At 46.1% G+C, this 23,692-nt stretch carries 23 protein-coding genes; 7 read left to right on the top strand and 16 right to left on the bottom strand.

The features are described from left to right. Window positions 1-4 precede the first annotated feature (4 nt). From AC3WTJ_RS24125 to AC3WTJ_RS24105, 5 genes are read right to left on the bottom strand one after another with little or no spacing between them, the layout of a single operon-like run. A complete protein-coding gene (locus tag AC3WTJ_RS24125; protein WP_492523975.1) occupies window positions 5-1,561 on the bottom strand; it encodes an FAD-dependent oxidoreductase in 1,557 nt (518 codons plus the stop codon). Then, complete coding sequence (locus AC3WTJ_RS24120; protein WP_492523974.1) at window positions 1,558-2,694, bottom strand: hypothetical protein; 1,137 nt, start codon at window positions 2,692-2,694, stop codon at window positions 1,558-1,560. Before AC3WTJ_RS24120 ends, AC3WTJ_RS24125 begins: the two co-directional genes overlap by 4 nt. After that, entirely contained in the window at window positions 2,694-3,479 is a 786-nt protein-coding gene (locus tag AC3WTJ_RS24115; protein WP_492523973.1) for a creatininase family protein, read from the bottom strand. The genes AC3WTJ_RS24120 and AC3WTJ_RS24115 overlap by 1 nt, the downstream gene beginning before the upstream one ends. Then, on the bottom strand, window positions 3,476-4,234 hold the full coding sequence (locus tag AC3WTJ_RS24110; protein ID WP_157320941.1) for an SDR family NAD(P)-dependent oxidoreductase: 759 nt from the start codon (window positions 4,232-4,234) through the stop codon (window positions 3,476-3,478). Before AC3WTJ_RS24110 ends, AC3WTJ_RS24115 begins: the two co-directional genes overlap by 4 nt. 11 nt (window positions 4,235-4,245) lie before the next feature. Then, window positions 4,246-5,967 carry an amylo-alpha-1,6-glucosidase gene (locus AC3WTJ_RS24105; RefSeq protein ID WP_492523972.1) on the bottom strand — a complete coding sequence of 574 codons (1,722 nt, stop codon included), beginning with the start codon at window positions 5,965-5,967 and terminating at the stop codon, window positions 4,246-4,248. Window positions 5,968-6,197: 230 nt separating this feature from the next. Between AC3WTJ_RS24105 and AC3WTJ_RS24100 the strand changes: the two genes are divergently transcribed. Beyond that, window positions 6,198-7,016 (top strand): helix-turn-helix domain-containing protein, encoded by an 819-nt coding sequence (locus tag AC3WTJ_RS24100; protein ID WP_492523971.1) that lies wholly within the window; start codon window positions 6,198-6,200, stop codon window positions 7,014-7,016. Here AC3WTJ_RS24100 and AC3WTJ_RS24095 read toward each other — a convergent pair. The 5 genes from AC3WTJ_RS24095 to AC3WTJ_RS24075 all read right to left on the bottom strand — a co-directional run bounded on the left by AC3WTJ_RS24095 (window position 7,013) and on the right by AC3WTJ_RS24075 (window position 11,171). Beyond that, window positions 7,013-7,798, bottom strand: a complete 786-nt coding sequence (locus AC3WTJ_RS24095; RefSeq protein WP_492523970.1) for an IclR family transcriptional regulator — start codon at window positions 7,796-7,798, stop codon at window positions 7,013-7,015. The genes AC3WTJ_RS24100 and AC3WTJ_RS24095 overlap by 4 nt on opposite strands. Then, a complete protein-coding gene (locus tag AC3WTJ_RS24090) occupies window positions 7,795-8,184 on the bottom strand; it encodes a RidA family protein (RefSeq protein WP_492523969.1) in 390 nt (129 codons plus the stop codon). Before AC3WTJ_RS24090 ends, AC3WTJ_RS24095 begins: the two co-directional genes overlap by 4 nt. Next, complete coding sequence (locus tag AC3WTJ_RS24085; protein WP_492523968.1) at window positions 8,181-9,032, bottom strand: SMP-30/gluconolactonase/LRE family protein; 852 nt, start codon at window positions 9,030-9,032, stop codon at window positions 8,181-8,183. Before AC3WTJ_RS24085 ends, AC3WTJ_RS24090 begins: the two co-directional genes overlap by 4 nt. 32 nt (window positions 9,033-9,064) lie before the next feature. Beyond that, window positions 9,065-10,390, bottom strand: coding sequence for an aspartate aminotransferase family protein (locus AC3WTJ_RS24080; protein ID WP_492523967.1), 1,326 nt, complete (start codon window positions 10,388-10,390; stop codon window positions 9,065-9,067). 244 nt (window positions 10,391-10,634) lie between these two features. After that, window positions 10,635-11,171 carry a M81 family metallopeptidase gene (locus AC3WTJ_RS24075; protein WP_492523966.1) on the bottom strand — a complete coding sequence of 179 codons (537 nt, stop codon included), beginning with the start codon at window positions 11,169-11,171 and terminating at the stop codon, window positions 10,635-10,637. Window positions 11,172-11,386: 215 nt separating this feature from the next. Here AC3WTJ_RS24075 and AC3WTJ_RS24070 point away from each other — a divergent pair, with 215 nt between their 5' ends. After that, the gene (locus AC3WTJ_RS24070; RefSeq protein ID WP_127450781.1) at window positions 11,387-11,596 is read left to right on the top strand and encodes an alpha/beta-type small acid-soluble spore protein; all 210 of its coding nucleotides are present in this window, start codon (window positions 11,387-11,389) and stop codon (window positions 11,594-11,596) included. Between the two features lie 93 nt (window positions 11,597-11,689). On the opposite strand, the gene AC3WTJ_RS24065 is transcribed toward AC3WTJ_RS24070, so the two are convergent. Further along, entirely contained in the window at window positions 11,690-12,472 is a 783-nt protein-coding gene (locus tag AC3WTJ_RS24065) for a squalene/phytoene synthase family protein (RefSeq protein WP_492523965.1), read from the bottom strand. Window positions 12,473-12,690: 218 nt separating this feature from the next. Here AC3WTJ_RS24065 and AC3WTJ_RS24060 point away from each other — a divergent pair, with 218 nt between their 5' ends. Beyond that, the gene (locus AC3WTJ_RS24060; RefSeq protein WP_492523964.1) at window positions 12,691-13,362 is read left to right on the top strand and encodes an SIMPL domain-containing protein; all 672 of its coding nucleotides are present in this window, start codon (window positions 12,691-12,693) and stop codon (window positions 13,360-13,362) included. Between the two features lie 16 nt (window positions 13,363-13,378). On the opposite strand, the gene AC3WTJ_RS24055 is transcribed toward AC3WTJ_RS24060, so the two are convergent. Further along, a complete protein-coding gene (locus AC3WTJ_RS24055; protein ID WP_492523963.1) occupies window positions 13,379-14,254 on the bottom strand; it encodes a cation diffusion facilitator family transporter in 876 nt (291 codons plus the stop codon). A gap of 254 nt (window positions 14,255-14,508) precedes the next feature. Between AC3WTJ_RS24055 and AC3WTJ_RS24050 the strand changes: the two genes are divergently transcribed. The 4 genes from AC3WTJ_RS24050 to AC3WTJ_RS24035 all read left to right on the top strand — a co-directional run bounded on the left by AC3WTJ_RS24050 (window position 14,509) and on the right by AC3WTJ_RS24035 (window position 17,680). Next, window positions 14,509-14,982 (top strand): MarR family transcriptional regulator, encoded by a 474-nt coding sequence (locus tag AC3WTJ_RS24050; protein WP_492523962.1) that lies wholly within the window; start codon window positions 14,509-14,511, stop codon window positions 14,980-14,982. 150 nt (window positions 14,983-15,132) lie between these two features. Then, window positions 15,133-16,374, top strand: coding sequence for an MFS transporter (locus AC3WTJ_RS24045; protein ID WP_492523961.1), 1,242 nt, complete (start codon window positions 15,133-15,135; stop codon window positions 16,372-16,374). A 68-nt stretch (window positions 16,375-16,442) separates the two neighbouring features. Further along, window positions 16,443-16,964, top strand: a complete 522-nt coding sequence (locus AC3WTJ_RS24040) for a hypothetical protein (protein WP_492523960.1) — start codon at window positions 16,443-16,445, stop codon at window positions 16,962-16,964. Window positions 16,965-17,053: 89 nt separating this feature from the next. After that, window positions 17,054-17,680, top strand: a complete 627-nt coding sequence (locus AC3WTJ_RS24035) for a nitroreductase family protein (protein WP_492523959.1) — start codon at window positions 17,054-17,056, stop codon at window positions 17,678-17,680. A gap of 157 nt (window positions 17,681-17,837) precedes the next feature. Here the strand turns inward: AC3WTJ_RS24035 and AC3WTJ_RS24030 are convergent, their stop codons facing one another. The 4 genes from AC3WTJ_RS24030 to AC3WTJ_RS24015 all read right to left on the bottom strand — a co-directional run bounded on the left by AC3WTJ_RS24030 (window position 17,838) and on the right by AC3WTJ_RS24015 (window position 23,683). After that, window positions 17,838-20,081 carry a glycosyl hydrolase family 95 catalytic domain-containing protein gene (locus AC3WTJ_RS24030; RefSeq protein ID WP_492523958.1) on the bottom strand — a complete coding sequence of 748 codons (2,244 nt, stop codon included), beginning with the start codon at window positions 20,079-20,081 and terminating at the stop codon, window positions 17,838-17,840. 15 nt (window positions 20,082-20,096) lie between these two features. Further along, window positions 20,097-20,975 carry a carbohydrate ABC transporter permease gene (locus tag AC3WTJ_RS24025; protein ID WP_492523957.1) on the bottom strand — a complete coding sequence of 293 codons (879 nt, stop codon included), beginning with the start codon at window positions 20,973-20,975 and terminating at the stop codon, window positions 20,097-20,099. Window positions 20,976-20,994: 19 nt separating this feature from the next. Beyond that, complete coding sequence (locus AC3WTJ_RS24020) at window positions 20,995-21,927, bottom strand: ABC transporter permease (protein ID WP_246239323.1); 933 nt, start codon at window positions 21,925-21,927, stop codon at window positions 20,995-20,997. Between the two features lie 115 nt (window positions 21,928-22,042). Further along, the gene (locus AC3WTJ_RS24015) at window positions 22,043-23,683 is read right to left on the bottom strand and encodes an extracellular solute-binding protein (RefSeq protein ID WP_492523956.1); all 1,641 of its coding nucleotides are present in this window, start codon (window positions 23,681-23,683) and stop codon (window positions 22,043-22,045) included. Between the last annotated feature and the right edge of the window lie 9 nt (window positions 23,684-23,692).

Raw genomic sequence — 23,692 nt, 5'->3', positions numbered from 1 at the left:
GTCTTTATGATTTCGCATGAAGAATTTGGCCATCTAGCAGCAGTTGTTTACGCAGCAGCCCGTAATCCAGGTCTTGCAATGCGCATTGTTGCTGCAGCGCTAATGCGGCTGCTGTAGCTGCGGATTGGCCAAGAATCATAAACACAGGCTCCATTCGAATGGAGCCGTAAGCAATATGAGAGGAAGACAAGCATACGGGCACAACGAGGTTGGTACATTCCTCCCCTTTTGGAATAATAGCTCGATACGAAATCGGATAAGGTCCATTGGGACTGATTTCAACATTGCCTTCGTTGATGCACCGACCGTCCAGCACCAAACGCCGACAGTTGTGCGAGTCCATCGTATAGGCGGCTAACCCGACGGAATCCTCTTCTGCCTTAAAATGGCGGCAATGATGCTCAGTCATCACAACATCCGATATCATGCGCCTCGCTTCGCGGATATAGAGCTGATGCGGCCATCCGCCCGTCGTCGTAAACTCGTCAGCCGGAATCCCCCACATTCGAACTTCCGCTCGAATGGCTGCGGGTACTGTGTCATCATTTGCCAGAAAATAAAGCATGCCCATATTATAGTGAAGATGCTGTTGAAAGAGCTGTTCGCGAACCGCATAGCTTGCTTCCGGCCAAGCGTAATTACGCCCAATATAATCGGTTGAGACAGCGCCCCAATTATTCAAGTCACTTTTGCCGCCCGGCATCACCTTGTTGAGCTTCAAAGCATCCCAGACACCACTCCGAATATATCTCGCCAGTAAGGCGAATTCATCGCGGTTATAGTTTGGCGGTTCAGAGTAAGGTAGTTGATTATCCGGGTTGCTGCTCAAGCAGATTCGGAAATTGTAAGCCTGCACCGAATCATCGCCTTGACCTTGCACGCCTGGCAGCGCATCGGATATGCCTGGCAGCAGCCCGCTGTCTATCTTTCCTTCGATTACATACGGGTCTACCCAAGACGTGAAGTTATGTTTGGGATGACCGAAATGGATGCCGTTCAGTATTTCTTTGTACACCGTGTTCGATTCTCTGCCAACATCATAGGAAACACCTGCTCGTGCGAGCAAATCCCCCTCATAAGATGCATCTATAAACATAGGAGCTGAATAGATATTGCCGTCTTCCATTTTGATTTGTAGGATGCGACCCGATTGAAGTTCTACAGATTCTAAATGCTGCTCAAAATACACCGGTATTTCAGCTTGCTGCAACCACTCTGTGAAAATCCGCTCCGCCACATGGGGCTCTAACGCCCAAGTTCTTCCATCCGGCTCATCGCTGCCGTAGTGTTCTCCCAATGCTTGATAAAATTCACTGGAAATTCCGCCAATCGCCGCCATATTACCGACATCCGTACGTCCGAGGCCGCTTGACGTCATTCCGCCTACATGTTGGCTGAATTCGGCAATGACGGCTTTCAAACCCATGCGGCTTGCTTGAATGGCTGCTGCCACACCTGCAGGAGTACCTCCATAGATACAAAGATCAGCCTCAATCCGACGAGGTTGACGAGACAGATCCTGCATTGGCTTATAGTAATATAAATTTGGAAAAACACTCATGTGGATTCCTCCTCGGCTCCATGTGTATAAGAGATAGAACACAACTGCGGTGAATCTATCTTTTTCCCTAGATGTAAAGATTCCATGGCCAGATTGATCATTCCTGTCGTAATAAAAGCCCGTTCCGTACGGACGGGTGAACGGGCAGTTAGCACCATCTGCTCAATCAGCCCAGTAAGCTTATCAAAATGCTTGTAGGGGCGCCCCACTCCGCTATCGCAGCGGGCAGCTGTCACCTCGCCATTCGCTTCACGGAAAGCAAGCCCCCACTCTCGAATAAAACGCTGTAGCTGAAGAACGTAACCTTTCAAGCCGTCCGTATAGGTAATAATGAACAATACAGGAACATCCACATGATCTCTCGGATGCCCTGGCGGAACATCTCTTAGGGAGTCTAGTGCCTGGATCATCAGATCTTCGGGAACCTCTCCTTGATCCATTGCTGCCCACACCGAACGGCCTTCCAGCGTTTGAACCGAGGCGATCCCTGTCTCACCGCCAGCTCTTTGTTCGGCTGCAGCCTGCAGCACCTCCATGCCATGAAAGCCATAAGACTCGATGCCAAGCCAACTGACCACGAAAATCTCCTTCGCCTGTTCTAATCTCTCTGAAGGATAACTTGGAACTTGAGGCGCATGCGGAATAGAGGATCCCCCTAGAAAAGGCAGTCCTCTTTTCGCTAGCTCACGGTATATCCACTCTGCATCCTGCATGCAATAAGACAGATGTTTATCGTTAAAAATAGGCACACTCAACCCTAATAGATCCAGAGCACGGAACGTTTCTTCAAAAAAGTAGCGGCGTGGATACAGCTTCTGTCGCTTCTCGTTCCATGGGTAGTCTCCATGTTCGCCTATTAAAAGGACGCCATCAATCGGACTCCCCACATGCGGAGCGGCAATTGCCTCCATAATGGAACCATAGACGGGAATCTCGCGTGTTTGCGCTTCCGCCATACCGATGTCGTTGTGAGGAACCTGATCCAGATATAAGGAAACCACTTTGATCTGTGGCGTATACCCGAACAAGCCCAGCAGCCGTCCGATGATCATTTCTGCATGGGAATCAGGCCGGTATTCCGTTACGATCGCAGCCACTTTTTTCCGCTCAGTCCGATTAATCCGTTCGCTCATCAGGTTGATTCCACTCCTTCATTCATCCAATTACCGACCTGCACAAGCCACTCTGCCGTTGACTCAATAATTGCTTGCAAGTACATGGATCCCTTCACCGCATCAGCTTGTTGAGCAGAGTCCGTATAACCATCCACGCCTGTTAAGAAGTTGTGTTTCCCAATAAAAGTACCGGGAGGACCGGCATTAATCCAAGACCGCTGAGGATGCACTGGACGTTCCGTTGTCTGATTACGTACCAGATCCGGCGCGAGAGAAGCGATAAGTGAGGCTTCAAACCCTCCGGCGTGCCCGGGTACCATCCCCATCTCCTGCGCCCCAAGTTCTGTAAGGGCTGATCTGGATAAACTCCAGTAAGAAGCGGAGGCGGTCCAACAATCATGCTGTACAGCAAGATCTTGCGCTGCCTGATGCATCAAGGGTTCATTGCCACCATGGGCGTTCAGAAAGATGATTTTGCGGAACCCGCCTCTTATGAGACTTTCTCCTATTTCCTTCAGCATGAGTAGGTAAGTAGATGAAGTGAAAGATATTGTACCGCCGAAAGCCAAATGATGCTGCGAACACCCAATCGCAAGCGTTGGGGCCAAGAGGATCTTCGTAGATACGGCAGCCTTCCTACTGGCTTCATAAGCGATATGCTCACCAATTATACTGTCGGTAAATACCGGAAGATGAGGCCCATGCTGCTCCGTTGCTGCCAGTGGAACCACGACGGCATACCCCTCCTGAGCTTGCCGCTTTAACGTTTCACGAGTTCCGTGGTGTAAGAAAAGATCATTCATAGCGCAAATCCCCCGTCAATGGTAAGTAAAGCGCCGGTTATATACGAGGCTGAATCCGATAACAAAAAGGCAGCCAATTCCGAAACTTCATCAGGCGTCCCCGAGCGCCCAAGCGGTGTCATCTTGGCAACCGCTTCTTTGAAAGAAGGCGGCAATGCATGCAGCGCCTCTTCCGTCTTGATATCACCCGGGAGCAGGGCGTTAGCCCGAACACCTTGATGGGCGTAGTCAGCAGCGATGACACGGGTCATCTGGTTAACGCCTGCTTTGGCAGCGCCATAGGCTAGACAAGTTGGTTTCACTTTATGGCTTAAGACAGAAGATGCATTAAGTATAACGCCTCCACCCGATTCAATCAGGAGCGGAAGGGCATATTTATTAATCAGAAACGTACTCGTCAAAGTTCCTAGAAGTACTTGGTTCCATTCCTCTAAAGTGAGCTGCATAGCGGGTTTGGAGATCTGTGTATAGGCATTATGGTATAAACCATCCAAGCGGCCCCAACGACTCTGAACACTCTCTAAAGCAAAGGTGACCTGTTTCTCATCTCGCGCATCGGATTGGATGTACAATAATTCATTTGGGAGAAAAGGAGCGATGGCCGGTTCGTTCAACCTTAGGTTTGCATCCTCGGGCGCAGCTAGATCAGTCGCTGCAACTTTGGCGCCACGTTCCAGAAACATCCGAACGGCCGACAACCCCAATTTGCCCAGCGCGCCTGTCACTAGAATTACTTTTCCGCTTAACTGAGCCACAATGCTTCCCCCTATGCCTGTTCCATTAATAGACAAGCTGTCAATGCAGCTGACCAATGAAAATCTCTAACAACGTCCATCTTCTGGCGAATATTATACGTACCTGTCGGTGGACCTTTCCGGTCGCATTCGGGAGGCGGCACGAGGTCCGCAGAATCAAAATACTCAAAAATTACACCGTATTGTTCATAGTATTTTTGCACCATTTGGATACTTTGCTGAGCTAGCCGATTTGCTTCCGTATGTCTCCCCTGCTTCTTAAGGCCGGTATAGACGAGATAGTTCATATTCATCCATACAGGACCTCTCCACATGTCTGTGCTGTAGGTTTGTTCAGAGGCGGCTGTTGTTGGGATAGGGAATGCTGTTTGGAAATGATTGGGATCATTCAGCATGGCGATTAGACGATCTGCTCGTTCTTGAGGCAAATGATCCAGCAGCAGAGGCAAAAATCCACTTACTGCCTTCACCCGAGAGAAGTTTCCGTCCATGTCCCGATCATAATAAAAGCCTTCGCTCTCATCCCAGAGCATATGCTGAATCTGATCGTTCAGATCAGCCGCTTTGCGCTGCCAACGTTGAGCTATTGCCGTCTCTCCGAGCACTTCCGCGATTAATCCGAGGTAATGAGCATCCTGAGCGGCGAAAACAGAGAAATCAACGGCATCCAAAATCGCCGCACGATCGAAACGTGGTGAATTATCCATGCCGGATTCTCCCGACCGGCAAAGCGGATTGCCTTCGATCATCCATTCCAGCAGTCCATTTCCATTGCGGTCGCGGTTCGTGAGATCCCAATTTAAATATCGTTCCAATATTGGGAGCGCATAGCGTAAGTGATTGTTTTGCTTCGTATGCAGGTAATTCTCCCAGATGCCCCATGCCAGTAAGGGAGGCTGCGTCATGCTAGAACATGTTCCGTCAACTTTGCAGGTATGAGGAATCATGCCATCTTCACGCTGAGTATCCAAGACAGATTTCAGGAATTCCCAGGATAACTCAGGGTTCAACTTATTCATCGTAAACGAATGAAATACAGAATCCCACAGCCACATCGCTTGGTGTGGAACACGATCAGGCGTGGACCAGTGCTGGCGAATGACGCCTTCAGGAGCAAGGGTATTGACTTTCATTACGCTGAAACACTTGTTAAGCAGTCGTTCCATGGGCGGGTCATCGAGGTTGGGGACATACTGATAAAATTGCAGCCTGGCTTCCGTTTCTTGCCAGGCATCGGACGTCAGTCCCTTCATCACCCGGCTGACAGCTTCATCGAGATCGCTTCCGTAAGCTAACGTCCATCGCTCCTCGTCTCTTAATAGTACGATGACATCCCTTCCGTTTGCCGACTCCGTTATGACAAGGGCATCTTTTGTCCAAGCTTTGCCCCCTTCATCTTCTTCAAAGCTTAAACGGATATCAATGGTCGGTGGAGCCAACCCGATCAATGTATGCCAACTCTGATAAACCGCTAGCAGCGGGCCTTCGTCCATCTCCGTTAACAGGACATCTCCTGTGGCGATTTGGACCTCGCCTGAATGAGGAACAAGAAATTCCAACCTTCTGCGCTTCGGTGTATGAAATAACAGGCTGATCTCCTCAGCCCCTACCGTTGCTACGAATTGAGAATTCGAATCCGTTTGTCCGTCATATCCGGAGAAAGCAAACAGTGCTCCCTCTTTCCACAAATCTGGTAAATGCTTCTGAATATGCAGCGTCATCTCGCCCGTCAAAATTGCTCTCTCCTCTATGAACCCTTTTATTGACTTCATTATGGCTTATTTCGGATATCAGGTTCTATAGAAGAAATTGCGCTTTCATTACAAGATTTTGCTCTTTTCTTCGTTTCGGTACGGATTAGACTATGGTATACTCAGAATCATCTAATAGATAAGGCTGGTGAGCAGCATTGGATGCTTTGAAGAAAATTGAACCCTTCGAAGGCAGGCGCTTTCCTTTACGAATGACCGAAGTCATTAGCTGTTTTCACTTGGTCAGACCTCATTGGCACGAACACCTAGAGTTTATCCAGCTCATGGAAGGTGAAGCGCAAATTCATATCGATAATCGTTCCTTTGTCGTACATGCACCGGCTATATTATTTATTAATAGCTGCAAGATTCATTCGATGCAGTCGCTGAACGGCAAGAGCAGTACCATCCATGGGATGATCTTCGATATGTCCTTGTTATCCGGATCTTTTGAGCATTCCGAATTACAGCATCTATACGCCCGCTTCATCCAGACTGCTCCCATCCTGGAGCCCATCCTCCCCTCACATCCGTTATGGAACGAACTGACAACCCACTTTGAACTTGCCTATAAAGAGTACGCGGCTCAAGAAATTGGCTGTGAGCTCATCATTAAATCTTCCCTGTATCGCATGATGATTCCAATGCTTCGCAGCTTTCAGCAAGAGCTTTCTCTATCCAAAGACTTGAACAAAAGTTTTGATCAATACAAACGGCTCAAGCCAGCGATTGATTTCATAGAAACCAGTTATGCTCAAAAGATTTATACCGACACCCTCGGCGGACTGGTCAATTTGAGCCCTTTTCACTTTACCCGTTTATTTAAAAAAGTCACGGGACTTTCCCCGATGAACTACATCAACCGCTATCGGGTAGAGATGGCCAAACGCTTATTGATCGAAAAAGACCTCACCATTACCCAAATTGCAGAGCGCACCGGTTTCTGTAATGTGAATTACTTTGACAAAGTATTTAAGGAAATGAACGGGTTTACGCCGTTGGAGTTGAGGAAACAGTTTACCGATGGTTAAGTAGCCTGATAATAGTGAATCGAAGTCAATTTCTTCGCACCTTGCACGACTAACTCTGTCATCTGACTCCATGTTTCTTCTTTCCACCGTGTTGTCGGAATGGAAATGCTCATAGCGGCTATCATTTCTTGATTCGCATTGAAGATGGGAGCGGCAGCACAACGGATGCCGTGTACGGCTTCCCCTTCGCTGAAAGCTACGCCATCCCGGCGAATTTCCCGGAGCTGCTCGAATAATTTGTCAAGATCAGAGATCGTCCGATCGGTCAGTAGGCCCAATTCTTGCTCGCTATACAGCTGAAGGATATCGTCATCATGCATGGCACTTAGAAATAATTTTCCCATCGCTGTCGTGTGAAGCGGCAGCTTCATCCCCAAATGCGAGACAAAGCGCACATGGTGCGTGCTCTGTTTTTCAGCAATATACAAGATATTCCTCTCGCTCCGAATCGCTAAATAAACGGCTTCATTTACTTCCGAAACGATTTGCGAAGCTATATATTGAAACTCCGTCGTTAAGTTTGTCTGCTGCGCATATTTGGCACCGATTTGAAAAATTTTATAACCAAGATGGAACATCTTGCCGTTCTCATCCTTCTCCAAATAACCGCGCTGAACCAGATTCTGCAAAATTTTAAATACACTGCTTGCTGGAAGTTCCAACCGTCGCGTGATGTCCATTAAGCTTAATTCACGTGTTTCCACTTCGCCGAACAATTCAAATATATCCAGTACACGGTCAGCCGATTTGACGGTTTGGCTCGATTTATCCGCTATGCTCATCCCTGTTCCCCCCTACTAGGAGAAAGTGCAATAACATCGATTTCGACCAAAATATCAAAATTCAAATCACAATAGATGGTCGTCCGAGCAGGATAGGGATAAGCAAAATAGCTTCCGTACACCTCGTTAAATGCTTCATAATGCGATCGTTCTTTTAAATAAACGTTCACTTTCACAACATCCTCTAATGAAGCCTCCGCTTCTCGCAAAATATGTCGAATGTTTTCCAGTGTCTGCAAGGTTTGAGCCTTCAAGTCTGTGCTTACGACTTGTCCGGTTGCAGGGTCCAGTCCGCCTTGGCCGGATACGAACACGAATCCTCCCGCTTGGATCGCGGAAGAAAAAGGCTTGCCGCTTGCTCCATCCGTAGCAACGGGTTGTTTCAATTTGCACCACTCCTTCTATTGTTGTCGTTCCATAGAGCCCAGCATCTTCCTGGTGTTTCTGTTCGAAAGCTCTCAATCGTTCCCGTATCCGCCATGGTGACATAACAGGTACGTCCATCTGCTCCGCCAAATGTTACATTGGTGCATAATTTGCTGTTTAACACAATTTCTCTTACCAGCTCCCCTTGCGGGGAAAGAACGGCAATGGCGCCCTTTCCATAACGCGTAACGTACAGATTCCCTTCGATATCGCAGCGCATGCCATCCAGTCCAAAGTCGGCAAACTCGTAAAATAATCGTTTGTTACTGACATCGTACCCATTCGTAAGATCGTACTGCCAAATCCGCCGCTGAACCGTCTCGTTCACATACAAACTCCGTTCGTCATAACTGACCTCAATACCATTGGTAGTTCCCATTCCAGCTTCCAACAGGTTAGATTTGCCGTTCTGGTCAATACGCCAAAGCATCCCATTGGATTGCTTCCAATTCGGGTCACTTGCAAACCACACGCCATTCTTTGAGACAGCAAGGTCATTAGGCTGGTTCATGGCAGGCTGCTCGGCAAAGATCTGAATTTGAAGCGTTTGCATGTCAACGCGTAGAATTCGGTGTCCGGTGTAATCGGCGATGAACATATCTCCCTGATGAAAGCGAATCGCATTTCCCGTAGCACCTGCAGGAAGCTCAAGAAATAAACGGCCAACCCCTTCAGGCGTTACTTTGCCGATCGTATGTCTTCGAGCATAGTTCACGGCATACACATTCCCTTGTTTATCACAAGCCGGCCCTTCAATTCCTGAGGTAAATAAATGGGGTTCCGTTAAAGTTTGGCTCACATACAACACTCGCTACCCGCCTCCTTCTGTGCCAACTCTACTTAGCTACAATGAGCAGCGATTCGTTGTGCAACCTTTTCTACAGCAGCCAGTGTTTCTAGGACTTCCTTCTCCCCATGGGCGGTAGACACATACCACAGTCCATTCGGACGGACGAGGATGCCCTCATTGAGCATTTCTTCAGCAAAACGAGTATACAGCTGGGAATCTCGAAGGTTGAACGTATCGAAATCTGACACCTCATCTCGATCAATAAACATGAGATGAAAGACAGGCCCCTGTTGATTCACAACCGCTTGGAGTCCGTTTGTTCTAAGAATCGAACGAATTCCCTCCGTCAATAACGTCGCTGTATGTTCCATGATCTTGAAGGCTTGCCCATCCGATTTGGACAACTCTTCGATCACAGCTAATCCCGCGGCTGTAGCTAAGCCATTTCCGTTTAATGTCCCGAGATGCATAACCGTCCCTTCTTCAATGAGACGCATAATTTCTCTTTTACCAGCTACCGCGCTTAAGGGAATCCCCCCAGCCATCGCTTTGCCGATCGTCACAAGATCTGGAAGAATGCCGAATCGCTCATGAGCACCGCCTAAACCCAGTCGAAATCCGGTGATGACCTCATCCCAAATTAATACGATGCCGAACTTTGCTGTTAGTTCCCTCATTTTCTCCATATACCCCGGTTTAGGTGCGATACATCCGGAATTACACATAACTGGCTCTGTTATAACAGCCGAAATCTCATGCTGATTTTTCGTTAACGTTTCCTCCAAAGCTTCAAGATCGTTCCATGGCAGCAAAATGAGATCTTTCAGGCTGTTTTGGCTTTGACCTGCAGTTCCCTGGACTATTTCTGATCCAGCTGCCTCTGTATATCCGGGTGATGAGAAATCCGGGCTCGGGAAAGACGTGAAGATCGCATCCGACCACCCATGATAATGGCCATAAAAGCGGACCGTTTTGGTCTTCCCCGTATAAGCGCGTGCGAGCCGGAGAGCCAACATCACCGCTTCAGTCCCCGATCCGCTGAACGCCACTTGTTCCGCACAGGGCAATATTTCAGTTAAGCGCTGGCCCAATCGAATTTCACCCTCATGCTGCAAACCATATGTACTTCCTTTTTGCAGAGCCTCGTACAGTTGTTCGTTAAATGCAGGATGAGCATGACCGAGAATCAAAGGCCCATACGCCAACATATAGTCGATATATTCATGATGGTCCACATCCAGAATTCTGGCGCCATAAGCCTTTTGCACATACAACGGCGTCGGTTTCATAGAGGCTCGAAGACTGCTTGCCACACCGCCCGCCACATAAGCTTTTGCTTCTTGCAATCTCTCTACGGATTGTATGTATCTGTTCATTGGGCGTGCTCCTTTTCAAGGAAATGAAATGGAAAAACGGATCGTGGAACATGATGGTAGGTTAGACGATGAAGTGAGGGGGGGACAGCATCCTGGGGTATCTACTTCGATGACTTGCTCACATGCAATGGATACAGCTTCCCGATCATGAATAACGATCAAACTCCGAAGTGGAAGCTTTAATAGTTCAGGCAACAAATGCGTCCCATCGGCTGGAGCTCCCCCGCCTACATGATCCGACGCTTCAACAAGCCAGCGCTTCTTCTCCACGCTCATAGGCGTCAATATGCGGGTAAGTATCGTAACCGACTAGCAAGCTGCATAAATGAGGCATCTTCTCGCCCAGATTGGCATGAAGGTCTACCGTAGCAGCTATAGGAATTTGCTCACCTACAACGTCTCGAATAGCTTCCAATACAGCCGTCTCCATGTCAAAACATTGTTCAGAAACCATAGCCCCGTGAAGGATAACAACCATGCCATCAAGATCAGATGTAATTGAGCGTTTTAACTGTTCCAGAATCAGCCCGGCTGCTTCTCCCGACACGATGCCACTTGGCGTCGCTGACGTATACAGCCCCGGTACAAGTGTAACTTTCTCTTCTGCCGAAGCAGTGATAACGCCTCCCATTGTCGTTCGGGTATGCTCAAATAAGTCGTTGAAGGCATCCCTCTCAAGCGTGAAACAATGTTGAAAATCATTCCAATGTGTCTGTACAGGAGCGAAAGTGTTCGTTTCAAGGTAGACACCGACGACTCCAATGCGCAGTTGGCTTGACATGCAAATGTTCACCACCTAACAAATAATGGAATTAAATTGAGATATTATGGAAATAGTGTAGCATACGATTTTTATTTATATCAAGAAAAATATTTTACATCCAGAAAATTAATTCCAGGGTAAATTTACCAATCTTTTTTGCAAAAAAAGCATGCATAATAGTTCCTCTTCCTCCGCATGATAGGAGTACACCAAAAAAAGGAGTGATTTTTTCCATGGCAAACAATAGTACATTAGTGGTTCCTCAAGCGAAAGCAGCTTTAAATCAAATGAAGTATGAAGTAGCTCAACAATTAGGAATTCCTCTATCACCAGATGGTTACAATGGGAATCTCGCGACTCGCGACGCAGGCTCTATTGGTGGCAGCATTACAAAAAGATTGGTACAAATGGCTGAACAACAACTGCAAGGTTTCCAACGTTAATATTGCAACTTAGCAGCAAACACAAAAAAGACTCCACTCACCTTTCCTCCTCCTGGTGAATGTAGTCTTTTTTTCTATCTATGTATGATTCGTTTATCCTGACACACGACTCACAATTTTTAGAACAGAATCTCTTGTCAGTTTATTACCGCCAACCGCGATAAGGTTAACCGTAGCATGAGCAAGCGCCAAGGGGATTTTGCAAAATTTCAATGCCGGACCTTCCTTAAGATCTGCGATATAAGAGTCGGCAAGTTGTAAATTGCGGCGCGTGTACTGTTGCATTTCCTTCATTCCCCAACCGTCTGGAAAAAAGTCCACGCCACGCTTCAGATCTTCTCCTCGATTTCGGAGAATATTTACCGCTTGCAGCCCTCTTCCGAAGCCGATCGCCTTCGTTCGATCGGAAGTTGTCCCGTCATGCCACTGCCATAGTTCGGATAGCATTTCGCCGACCATGCCAGCAACGCTGTACGTATAACGGTCCAAATCTTCTTCCGTATGGATGTTCCATCCGCTTTGAACCCAATCGGCCATATCTAAAGACATCTTGGCGATGTAATGAAATACAATGGGAGCGCCAGAAGTTGGACATAGCTGTGCCCACTCATCAAGCTGCATCGTAACGGCAGGCAATACCGCCTTATGCGGTGCTAGTAAAGTTTGTATCTCCGCCATCGGGTTAGGAGATTGGAATGCTTTATGTACTCCAACTAGCAACTCAATTTTCAATTTGTCATCTAGATCATCATGATCCTCAATTTCGTCTATAGCCCGCATACATAGATAGGCTGATGTGACAGCCTCTTTCAAGCCTAAATCCAAACTATTTATAGGTATATAAAAAGTGCGGCTTGTTTCCTTCAACATGGTCATTGCATCATTCAGGACGACGTTATTAATGAAATTCTCCCTCCAAGTAATCGTTTAGCATATAACTTCTAGATAGCTAGATATCATGATAACACACGTTGTCATTGTCAATCCAAATTTTAATAACATTTCTCTACGAAGCTCCCCGTCAGCATCCCGTTATGTTTCAAAGGATATCCTCATACATTGAGTAATGACTGCCACTAGAGAGGAGTATGTCCATGTACGGGTATCCAATTAACAAGTCAGCATCTCCTTCAAATTCAATCCATTCATCTACCATCGAAGTCCTAGGTGAGGGTTCTGTGACCGCAACACCTGACCGGGCTGTGGTTGATCTTGGCGTTGTGACGGAGGGTCCTAACTTGCAGGCCATTCAGGCTGATAACGCCAAAGCCATATCCAACATCATTCAATCTATCATGAGTCTAAACATCCCCCGAGAAAAGATACAAACGCAAGACTATCGTATAGAAGTCGTTAATGATTATGTAGATGGGAAACAAATCTTTCGAGGTTATAAGGTCACCCATCTGCTGCAAATCACCACGGATCATGTAGGTCAGACAGGAAAACTTGTTGATACAGCCGTTGCGAGTGGCGCGAATCAAGTCACGAGCATTCAGTTTACTATAGCACATCCAGAATTTTATGAGAATCAAGCCTTGTCGGTAGCTATTCAACATGCACGTCAAAAAACTTATACCATCGCAAATACACTAGGTGTGACGCTTGGCGCAATCCCTTCCCAAGTGCAGGAATCTCCGCGGCCGGCAGGGCCAATGCCTTACATGGCTACTGCCAAATTTGCTGCAAGCTCGGTTGACACCCCTATTGAACCTGGACAATTAACGATCAAAGCGGCGGTTCGCGTGTGGTATCTTTTTGCCTAATTCATATGGTGGTAGCTCATTTAGCAGGTTCGTAATGGACATGAACTTCAAATACTTCTGACGTCTTCTTTAATTCATTTTCCACTTTTGTTGCAATATCATGAGCTTTTTGAAACTCCAAATCCGCTTTGACCGAAAGAACAACATCAACAACCGCATTGCTTCCGTAATTTCTAGCTCGGAGGTCCTTCACACTTTCAACCCCTTCCACTTGCAATACGGTATCTTTAAAAGCTTGAATTGCCGCTTCATCGAAACCGTCTGATAAATGATGAGAAGCTTCACGGAATATGTCCCATGCTGTTTTACATATAATAAATCCAACCAGTACCGCGGTCAAAGAGTCAAGCCAAGGCAAACCGAATTGGGAACCAATGATGCCGATAACGGTCCCGATACTTACAAAGGCATCGGATAAATTATCTTTCGCTGCGGCCATGACGGCTTGACTTTTAATTTTTTGGGCAAGATTTTTATTATAACGATAGACAACATACATAACAACCGCACAGAAAATCCCCGTCCACACGGATATGAGGTCCGGAGCTTGCTCTTTCGCTTGAAAAATCGATTTGACAGCGGTGATAAATACATCCAGTCCTACTGCCATCATGATGAATGACGCGACTAATGAGGCAATCGTTTCTGATTTCCAGTGTCCATACGGATGATTTTCATCCGCCGGTTTTTGAGCCAATTTCAATCCAATCAATACCGCTATGGATGCCACAATGTCTGTCGCATTGTTTAAACCATCAGCTTTTAAAGCTTCAGAACCTGAAAAATGTCCTATGATTAACTTCAAGGCGGAAAGACATATGTAGGCAACAATGCTGATGACAGCTCCCCGCTCGCCCATTTTTAAATTTTCATATCTCGTCTCTTGTTCCATAGCCCTGTACTCCCCTCGGCTTTTCGCTCAGCTTATTCATCATATCAACCGAAGTTTGTGTGGGTCTAGAGAAACGTTTTTTCATATGGGTGAAAAAATAGGTAGGGGTAAAGAAAGTTGCCTCATACAAAAAGATTAGGCTTATAGCAATCTATGATGGGTTGTTAACCTTTTCATATATTGCTTATAATGAAAATTCAGTAGATAATTAATTTCAAATAAAGTTCATGCTCCAACGGCTGGGAGGACAAGCCATGAATAAAGAAGATCAAGTCATCATGAGGTTCAGGGACTTATTCAATAAGATGGTCTGGCTTAATAAATCTAAGATGGAAGTTAGTCTTAAGGGGTATACGTCAACTGAGGTTCATTGCATCGAATATATTGGCAGAAATGAAGATTCCAACGTGACCAAACTTGCGGAATCCTTTTATATGACAAGCGGTGCCATAAGTAAACTAACGAAAAAACTCATACAAAAAGGCCTTATCGAAAGCTATCAGAAGCAGGAAAATAAGAAAGAAATTTATTTTAGGCTTACTGAGCAAGGCAAAGAAATTGATAAAGTCCACGAGGAGCTCCACAAAGAATTTAGAGAACGGGATAAAGCCGTATTTGAGCAGGTAACCGAGATACAATTTGATAGTATGCTTAAATTCGTAGAAAAGTATAGCAGCCATTTGGATGCTGAGATTAAGAAAATGGGTGTGGATCTTAAGTCTGAATAAAAGTTTACTCATAAAAACGCACAAGCAGCCGGACTCTCTGATGAGTTGGTTGCTTTTTTATTGCCCTTATTTTTGTTGACAAGGAAGCAAAACCATGATAATTTTGTTTCCTTGGAAGCAAAATAAGCATATGTTGAAAGGAGACTTTACGTGTCTTCAATTCCATCACAAAATAAACAGAACATAGAGCAAACCGTAGATAAAAAGGCATTACTCTTCGGGTTAATGTCTGTGTTTCTTTGCGGAATAGGCTTCAGTATCATAGCACCTGTCGTCCCATTCCTTGTCCAGCCTTATACAAGCAGTCCGGGTGAACAAGCCATAGCCGTTACCCTGCTGACCTCTGTTTACGCAGTCTGCGTATTTTTTGCGGCCCCGGCACTTGGAGCGCTGAGCGACAGATATGGCCGTCGCCCCTTGCTCTTAATATGCCTCACGGGTTCCGCAATCGGGTACTTCGTCTTTGGCTTAGGAGGTGCCCTATGGATACTATTTGCCGGACGTATCATTGAAGGTATTACTGGCGGAAGTATAAGCACGATTTTCGCCTATTTTGCAGACATCATTCCGCCGCAACAAAGAACCAAATACTTCGGATGGGTGAGCGCCGTTGTTGGTGTAGGCACGGTCATAGGCCCAACTTTAGGTGGTTTACTTGCCAAATTTGGTTATGCTGCCCCCATGTATTTTGGAGCTATTATTACCTTATTGAATGTTGGTTTTGGATTGCTATATATGCCTGAGAGCCTTGACAAGAAAAATAGGCTGAAAGAGATTACCTTTGTAAGGTTAAATCCATTTGCGCAACTCACAAACCTGCTTTCCATGAAAAGCTTAAAAAGATTGCTTATCTCCGCGTTCTTACTGTGGATTCCCAATGGATCTTTGCAGGCTGTTTTCTCTCAATTTACCATGGATACTTTCAGTTGGAAGCCTGCACTAATCGGTCTTATGTTCTCAATTATCGGATTCCAAGATATTCTTTCACAAGCATTGATTATGCCGAAGCTTCTGACAAAATTAAGAGATGCACAGATCGTCATTCTTGGGATGGTTTCGGAAATCATAGGTTACATCCTTATTGCGTTATCGGCTTTGTTTACTTTCTACCCTCTTTTTATTGCTGGAATGTTTATATTCGGTTTCGGAGATTCGATTTATGGACCCTCCTTCAATGGGATGCTGTCCAAATCTGTCGATGCAAGTGAACAAGGCAGGATTCAAGGTGGCAGCCAGTCTATTCAAGCATTAGCGCGAATGATTGGACCTGTTATCGGAGGACAAATCTACGTCTCGCTAGGCCATGCTGCACCTGCTTTTATGGGGATGATTCTGATCGCTGCGGCGATATTTGTTTTGTATAGGGGGACGATGCATAAGCGCGTAGTGTAATTAAATTTTTCCATAATTGAAACATTCTTCATCTATGTTTCGTCTTTGGTTGCGGAGGTAGATCTGCAATGAAGAAACTTATCATATTGTTTGCATTAATTATTATTCTAGGAGCTTGCAGTAATATGAAAACTAGTAACTTAACTGAAACTTATCCAGTTGTCACTGAATCAAGTGATTCGGTAGAATCACTTGAACTCAAAACTAGTTTAACTTTTCCTAATGAAGATATATTTTCAGCCACTTTAACTGCTCCAGACATAATACATTCAAATGAAATGATTAACGTGGAAGCCTTATTGAATAATTCATCCGACCATTCATTTACTATTGATCATGCATCAGGGGTGTTTTATTTTATTGTTAAAGATAAAAGCGGTAAACAAGTAAATACTTTTGTGATGCCTTTAATAGCTAAATCCCAAGTGTTACTTGGTCAGGGTAAAATAAAAGAAATTTATACATTCAAAATCGAAAAAACTGGAACCTATGAGATTTCAGCAACTGCTAAATTCAAAATAAATAATGAGAATATTGAGAAATCATACAATATAAATACTAATAATATAAAAATTAACATAATTAATTAATTCAATGTATTCATTGACATTCATCCAAATATAGGCATATGATTCGTTTATACTATAAGTCTTGTACATCCTATAGGAGGCATCCATCCATGAGTGATTTTTCAACAATTGTTAAAGAGCGTAGGTCTGCCAATAAATTCATCCCGAATATTGAAATTCCTAATGAAGATTTGACTGATATCCTGAACACGGTAAAATTTGCTCCATCTGCTTTTAACCTGCAACATGCCCACTACATCATCGTTAAAGACCCTGCTATAAAAGAGGAAGTTTATCAAGCGGCTTATAAACAATATAAAGTTCAAACGGCTTCGGCTGTTATTCTCGTATTAGGAAACCTAGATGCTTATAAAGATGCCGCTAGATTAAATGAGGGATTACTGCAACTCGGAGTGATCAGCAAACAGGAATATGATATGACGGTGGAAGATGTTACGAATTTTTATGAAAATCGAGGCGACGGCTTTAAGCGCGACGAAGCGATCCGAAATGCCAGCCTCTCGGCTCAACTGTTCATGCTCGCTGCCAAGGAAAAGGGCTGGGATACTTGCCCGATGATCGGATTTGACGCGGAAATCATGCGTCAAATCCTGCATATTCCAGACAATTATGTTCCCGCCCTGCTCCTCACGATAGGCAAAGAAGATTTAGAGAAACGCAGACCGCGTGGCTATCGCAAACCAGTGGGAGAATTCACTAGTTTTGATCGCTTCTAGAATGTAGCAAACAAAAAGAAAAAAAATCCCGGCGAGGAAGATCTCGCCGGGATTTTTTGTGCTAACGGATTGAAATGACCTTATTCACTGCTTTCAGCGCAGAAATTGCAGCTAAAGGGCCTTACCTCCGCTACGGTTAACGGATGGTAACGCTCGGTCACAATCGGCCAGAGTGAAATCCGTAAAGCCTCCACGGCTTATGTCCCCCAAAATAACATGATACCTTGTCATTTCCTTGGACAGACTGCACACGCAGATCGGGTACTGCTTCGCCAACGAAAAGAATAACCTCTTCACCTGCATGCAAATCCAGCGATATTTCATCGTCGATGAACGATTCACCAGACACTCGAACCGTTTTATCATTAGCGATAATGTTCCAGCGCACAAACCCCTTCCACCCCGTCTTAACCAAGCATGGCTCTCCTGCCAAACTTTTTACTCGGATCCACTGGGTGACGGCCTCTTTGCGCACGGCGCTGACCAGGAAAGCTCCTTCCGCTCGCAAATCATGGAACGCCAGCTCCCTCCAAGCTTCCGGCACCGCCGGAAGCACACGCAGCTTGCCGCCCCAGCTCTGAAGCAGCATATCTTGTATCGACTCGGCACCGGCCAGCGGTGTTTCGATCACCGGTCCCGCTTCCTTGTACATCGTATTCGGCTTGATGATCAGCAAAAGCGATTGCAGCAATCGCAATGCCTCATCCCCCCAACCAAGAACAGCAGCAATGGAAGCTGCCCCCGTCATGCTGAATCCCCGCAGATCGCCTTCTTTGCCCAGCCAATGGCGCAAAGAAGTTGCGATTAGCTCGTGCTCTTCTTGTGTCTCTCCTCCAGTCAGGTGCAGCGGAAAAATCGCCAGCAAGTGGCTGAAATGACGATGCCCGTAAGCAAGCGGCATATCTTGCCCAACCATATACCCTGTCTCATCGACGGGTAGCGGAACCAGCTTCGCCAGGATGTCCTCCCAAACCGGAATTAACGAATCCTTTATAGCCAGCTTTTGACTAATATGCAGCAATGTCTCGCATCCCCAGCGGAGCAAGGATAGATCATAATGGCAATCCCGTACGGTGGTGCGCATAAATGATCCGTATTCCGGTGAAATCGTCGGAGGCAAATGAAGGAATCCGTCTGTCCCCTCCTCTAACAAATGCCGATAATAGTTTACACTGCGTTTTAAAATCGGGAATAAAACTTCCCCCAGTATCCTTTCATCCATGGAATATCGGTAATGCCGCCAAATACTATGACAAATCCAAGTCAAATTTCCGACCTCATCCTCGACTTGGGCCTTCAAATCAAAGCTGCAGCTGCGCCCTAATCCAGCCGAATCATGCCGGCAATCTTCCGGTACATTCAGAATCAAATTATCCCAGTTGTCAGTTAAGGTACGAATCAGTGACTCTCCCATTGGCAAACGATTAGCTGTATATACCGGCGAGTAACTCATCTGCACGTTCATATTGAACCAAACACCTGGCCATGGTGTGGATGTGAGCCATGGTCCTTGATTATCGATTAATGGCTTGTCCGGTCTGGTTGCCGATGCCAATTTGTACATTTGAATCCAATAAAAGCTTTCAAGACGGCCATCCGGCAATGAGACAAAGCTTTGGCGATAATACTGATGCCACCAATCACGGTGGGCCTGCACCCATTCTTCAAAATCGGCAGCCGATGCCTGCGCTACAGCCTCTACAGCTTCAGTAATCGCCGATTCATTGTGCCCATTGGCAATGGAAAGCCAGCAGATGCGGCGATTCGGAGAAATCTGCACATCCTTCCAAGCGGTCACGCAGCCATCCTCACCCGAATAGCGCTGGGTACAGACATGTATGCCGTCCGCTACTTCCATGTGACCCACTTCAGTCGCAGGAATATATTGATTAAAATTCACACCGTCTGCATTTTTGAGTACAGGGTCAACTTCCGGATAGGCATACCAGGCACATCGGGCAGCGCTTTCGCCGGGAGATGTCTCAATCTCTACAGCTATTACCGGATAGAGACTATGTACAAGCGAGCGAAGCTTGACTTCTCCGCTCGTTGTTGTCAGTGTCGCCTGCAATTCAGCATTCCACAAGCTAACCCGCATATGTGTCGGATGATAGATTCTTCCTGACAATTCCAGATCCAGCTCGCCGAGCGGAACACGAGGCGGAAATCCGGGTTTGTCCACCCGATTTGCCGTCACATCCGTGCGGCCGGTAACCATGCGGAGAACATGCCGTTTGCTTGCATGCTCTTCGCCATAAATCATCGTACCCAGTAAGCCGTTGCCAAGGAAGGCCCCTTCATCCCAGCTAACCGGCTTTACTACCCATTCCATATCGTTGGCTGACATGAAACGTTCCCAATCTACCTCCATATGAATCGCCGAACTGTTGCTTTCTTTCACGCCTAGTCTCCTCCTTTATCCCTTGATGGCACCAATAAGCGCACCTTTGACGAAATATTTCTGCAAAAATGGATAAACGAACAAAATCGGAACCGTAGCAACGATAATCGTCGCATACTTCAACGTAGCGGCAAGCATAGCCGCATCCCCGTCTGAAGCCCCTGTATTCGCATTGGCTTCCCCTTGCAGCAGGATCTCCCTTAGCACTAATTGCAGCGGATAGAGCGAACGCTCCTGCAAAAAAATCATTGCATTGAACCAGGAATTCCAATGGCTCACACCGTAATACAGCAGCATCACGGCGATTACGGGCATCGAAAGCGGCAGTACGATTCGGAATAAAATGACGAAATCGTTCGCTCCGTCCATTTTGGCCGACTCCTCCAGTGCATCGGGAATGGCTTCAAATGCGGTCTTCATCAGAATCAAGTTGAACGTATTAATAGCCTGCGGAATGATAAGCGCCCACAGGGAATCAACAAGCCCAACTCCCTTGACCGTCAAGTAGAGCGGGATCAACCCTCCGCTAAAGAACATGGTAAAGATGATGAATAACATAAGCGGCTTGCGGTATTGCAAGCTTTTGCGCGAAAGAGCGTAAGCTCCGAATGAGGTCAGAGTAATATTAAGCGCTAAGCCCATCAGTACGACAAACAAGGTGTTTCCATAACCTTTTAAGATCATCGGATTGCGGAAGACATTCGTATAGGCATCAAGCGAGAAACCAATGGGACGCCATAAAATGCCTTTGTGCCCCATCAGGCTTCCGGCGTCACTGACGGAAGCAAACGCCACATAAAGCAGCGGATATACGGTAAGGACCATCAACAAGAAAAGCAATACCGTATTCATATAATCGAAGCATTTCTCAGAGAAGCTCGCTTTGTTCAGCATGATGATCTCTCTCTCCTTTTTACCACAAGCTCGTATCGTTAAATTTACGGCTTAACCAGTTGGATGAAATGAGCAGGACAAAATTGATGACCGAGTTAAACAAGCCCACCGCTGAACTGAAGCTGTAATTGAAATCTTGCAGACCAACACGATAGACATAGGAGGAAATCACGTCAGCTGTTTCATACGTACCCGGGTTATACAGCAAAATGATTTTCTCAAACCCGACATTCATCATACGGCCGATATCGAGGATTAGCAGAATAATGATCGTTGGCATAAGTCCCGGAAGGGTGACATGTGTCATTTGCTTCCATCGTCCTGCGCCGTCGATTTTGGCTGCTTCGTATTGCTCTTGGTCGATCCCGGTTAAAGCAGCTAAGAAAATGATCGTCCCCCAACCGATATTTTGCCAGATGCCTGACGATACATACACCGTGCGGAATAAGCTGGGTTCGAGCAAAAAGGTAACGCGCTCTCCGCCGAAAAAAGCGACAATATCGTTGATAACCCCTTCACTGGAAGTGAAATCCTTGAGAATCCCGCAAATGACAATCAATGAAATAAAATGAGGCATGTACGTTATCGTTTGCACCGTTCTTTTAAACAAAGCATGCTTTAATTCATTCAGCAAAAGTGCTAAGACAATCGGAGCCGGGAATCCGAATAGCAACTGATAGAAACTGATAAGAACCGTATTCTTGATCGTTCTCCAGAAATAAGGACCCGTAAAAAATTCGCGGAAATGCTCGAATCCGACCCAATCGCTGCCCCAAATGCCAAGTCGCGGGGAGAAATCCTTGAATGCGATCATGGCCCCATACATGGGCGCGTAGTGGAACACAACATAGTAAATCAGAACAGGAAGCAGCATCACATAGAGCAGTTTGTTTTTACGAATATCCAGTAAAATGCCGAAGTTCAATTTCCTTTTTTCCTCAAGGGTTGTCATCGGCTTGGTTTTGGAAATCATGGTGTTCATAGCATCACCCTCTCCATCCTTGGCGCTGTTAGGCGGAAGGCCGGAACGCATCGTCCCTTCCTCCGCCAGTATTGCCGTGGACTATTTATCTCTTATTGTATCGATCCAGAGCGCCTTGATAGATTTGGGTGACCTTGTCGATTCCCATCTCTTTGATCCGCTTCACATAATCATCAAATTTGTCGATCGGCTCTTTGCCCATTACAAATTTGACGAACATCTCTTCTTTGTAACTCGTAATCGCGGTGTTTAATTTGGCGAGTTCTTTACTTTCCTCGGCTGTCGGTGTTAAAAAGAGCGGCATCACGTGCTTGACAGCGTCCGTTTGTTCCCAAATCTTGATCGCTTCATCTTGTTCTTTGAACGTATTGAAACTTTTCCGGCTATCGCCCAGGAATGGACCGTTCGGTTTCGTGTATTGGGAAACCATTTGTTGCAAATTATATTTCGGATCTTTCGTAATTTTTTCAGAAAACTTAGGGACGCCGTTATCCATCGTGTAGCTTTCGCCTTCAACACCGAAGTTAAATAGCATGCTGCCTTTTGGGCTATAGGCGTAATCCATCCATTTGACGGCCAGTTCCGCGTGTTTGGAATCCCCAGAAACCGCCTTACTTGCAGCCGGGTTGTATTTGAAGTCACGTTGACCGATGAATGCGCGCTCGCCTTTATTCAACGTAGGGTATGGAGCAGCAACGAGTTGGAATTTCGGATTTTTCTTCTTACCGGTATCCATCCATCTGCCCATACCTCCGCTCAATAAGCCGACCGTTGCACCAGACGCATCACTCATCAATTTGGTATCCAGCGACTTGGAGTCCGTGTTAAGCGCAAAATCCTTATCCAGCAATCCTTCGGCATACCATTTGTGCAGCAAAGCCAGCGCATCCTTGAATTGAGGATCTATAGGACCGTATTTCACTTTGCCCTGATCGTCGATATAGAAGCGGTTTGCTGTTTTGTAAGCACCGATAAAAGCGTCTTGAATATTTAATTCATTGCTGTACTGCGCTGAAAATGGTGCTGTTGCCCCTTTTTTCTCCTTGAACGCCTTGAGCACCGTATACCACTCGTCAATTGTCGTAGGCACTTGTAGGTTCAACTCATCCAACCAGTCTTTGCGGATCATCGGTCCCCTGAATACCAATCCGTTGTCTGGCCGAATCATAGGGAATGCGTAATAGGTACCGTTGTCCGTCTTGATCATTTTATCCAGCTCTTTATCCTGCTGAAGCAATTTCTTTAAATTCGGAGCATTTTTATCGATCAAGTCGTTCAGTGGTAAAATAACCTTGTCCGTGATCGCTTTCTCAGGCCCGCCTGGATATGCAGCAGCTCCACCGCCGCCCCAATTGTATTCAATGACATCAGGTAAATTATTCGAAGCGATCAACAGATTGAATTGGTCCTTCGATTGGCCGTCTGCAGGGTGCGTATACTTCACCTTAACACCAGTTTCGCTCTCTAAGCGCTTACCGAATGGCGATTCAGCCAAGTTAGGGACGAATGACGCCAGATTCGTGTCGATCTGTTCCCAAGAAGTTAAAGTATCTTGTGTGCTGATCGGATATTGGCCTGCTGCGGCTGAAGGTGTTGCCGTCGTTTTCGCCGTTCCTGTTTCACTTGGCGCCCCCGTATTCACTTTAGAACAGGCAACGAACATGCTCGAAGCTACTACAACGCTTAGCGCGATGCTAATTGATTTTCTTTTGGAATGTTTCCTCATAGGTAATCC

The sequence above is a fragment of the Paenibacillus sp. FW101-FHT12H11 genome, from assembly GCF_058790355.1.
Note: the sequence above shows the minus strand (reverse complement) of the source record. Positions and strands in the feature narration are given on the sequence as shown.